2 protein-coding genes are annotated in these 2,000 nt (G+C 40.6%); both read left to right on the top strand.

Annotated elements, in window-relative coordinates; all coding sequences use genetic code 11:
• Positions 1-347: 347 nt before the first annotated feature.
• Positions 348-1,148 carry a hypothetical protein gene (locus tag CSX02_RS08300; protein WP_189281447.1) on the top strand — a complete coding sequence of 267 codons (801 nt, stop codon included), beginning with the start codon at positions 348-350 and terminating at the stop codon, positions 1,146-1,148.
• Between the two features lie 33 nt (positions 1,149-1,181).
• Positions 1,182-1,889, top strand: coding sequence for an MGMT family protein (locus tag CSX02_RS08295; protein ID WP_143248163.1), 708 nt, complete (start codon positions 1,182-1,184; stop codon positions 1,887-1,889).
• Positions 1,890-2,000: the final 111 nt, after the last annotated feature.

The following is a 2,000-nucleotide window of genomic DNA, read 5'->3' as shown; positions in this document are numbered from 1 at the left end:
TTAAACGCTCCGCGAGGATGCGCACGGATTCGGACAGGAATTTGTCTGCTGAAGCAGACCAGAATCCGGCGCGCAAGACTCGCGAGCGAGTCTTGACATTTTGAGATATTGTATGTCGATTAGAGTCTTTATATGTATAGCGGCAGAAAACTCATACAAAGATTCCAATCCGATTGTATTTAGATGCAAGTCTGCACAAAAAGTGCATACAAAGCGAAAAAGGTTAATGAAGAAATTGACCATGTAGTATAAAAAACAAAATAATAGCAACAAGATGGATAATTCCTTACTGGCTGTAAGGGGGATTAACCATAAATATATTGTAGTAGAAGGGAGGATGAAATATCATGCTGGAGATAAAAAGAGAGCTGGAAAAACAGATAAAAAAATTAGAGGCTGCAATCCAAAAGGCGGAAAGTGATATCAAAAAATCGCCGGAAGGATCACTTAGAATTCAAAAGCGTGCAAAAACGGTGGCTTTTTATTGGGTGAAAAATGAAAAGGAAGATCAGCACCACGTGGGGAAATATATCAGGAAAGAGAACTGGCAAATGGTACCAATTCTTGCACAAAAGGGATATGCAGCAAAATTGATTCGTAAAATGCAGCTTCAGCTGGATCTGTTGAAACAGTTTGAGAAGCAATATAATCCGAATCTGATTATTCATGAATGGGAGCAATTGCCGGAGTTGAGGAAAAATTGGGTTCGACCTTATGAAATGACAGATGATGAATATGCGAAGCAGTGGATCGAAGAGCCATATGAACGAAAAACACAGCCGACAGGACCGATTCATACGACAACGAATGGGGAGACGGTGCGCTCGAAGTCGGAAGTGTTGATTGCGGAGAGACTTTGTCATTTTGGAGTTCCGTATAGATATGAGCAGCGGTATTATTTAAAGGGGATGGGAAATGTCCATCCTGATTTCACTTTACTCAATAAGAAAACAAGGAAAGTTTATATTTGGGAACACTTTGGGCGTGTTGATGATGCTGCTTATTGGGATTATAATATTCAAAAAATAGAATGTTATGTGACAAACGGGTATTATCCCGGCGAGTCATTGCTGATGACATTTGAATCATTGAATCATCCGATTACGACGCAAATCATTGATTCGATGATTAAGAGATATTTGCTGTAAATGTTATTAAGATGATACAAGGAGCACAGAATCATGGATAAAACACAAAAGGAAGAAGTAATGGAATATATGGAACGAACCTATTCTCCTTTGGTCGAGCGTCCATGGGCCAATGGGCCGGAAGATATCACTTTTAAAGAGAGGGAAACCATGAAATGGTTTGCGATTATCATTCGCGTAAAGCGTAAACATGTACAGGCTATCTGGAATATGAATCAGAATGCGGAATCTGAGCTACTCGACTGGGTTGATATCATTAATGTAAAAGCGGATGCTGATTTTATTGCGATGATTGCGCAGGTGCGAGGTTATATGGCCGGATATCATATGAATAAACAGAACTGGCTGACAATCGCTTTGGACGGGACTGTGGAGACAGAACAGATTTTGGATTGCATTGACGCGAGTTATCATAAGGTGGCAGACACGCCGACAAAGCGGATTTATGAGGCGGTGAAGCGGATTCCGAAGGGATGTGTGGCCACTTACGGTCAGGTGGCGGCGATGGCAGGTAATCCGAGAATGTCCAGAGCTGTCGGGAATGCGTTGCACAAAAATCCGGATCCGGCAAACATCCCATGTCATCGTGTTGTGAATGCGAAGGGGCAGCTTGCGAAGGAGTTTGTCTTTGGCGGCAAAAATGTCCAGGAGGAGCGACTGTTGGCAGAAAATGTGTGTGTTACAAATGGATGCGTGAACCTGAAAAAATACGGAATCAAAATTGAAAATGAAATAAAATAATATTTACCTGCTCCAAAATATGATAGAATGGATATGTAAATGATGGAAAGAAAGACTAACTATTAAAGAAAGTCAATAAAAATGTTTTAAAACAGAAATGTTTTGAATAAA

Source organism: Agathobacter ruminis, assembly GCF_002735305.1.
Lineage (GTDB): Bacteria > Bacillota > Clostridia > Lachnospirales > Lachnospiraceae > Roseburia > Roseburia ruminis.
Note: the sequence above shows the minus strand (reverse complement) of the source record. Positions and strands in the feature narration are given on the sequence as shown.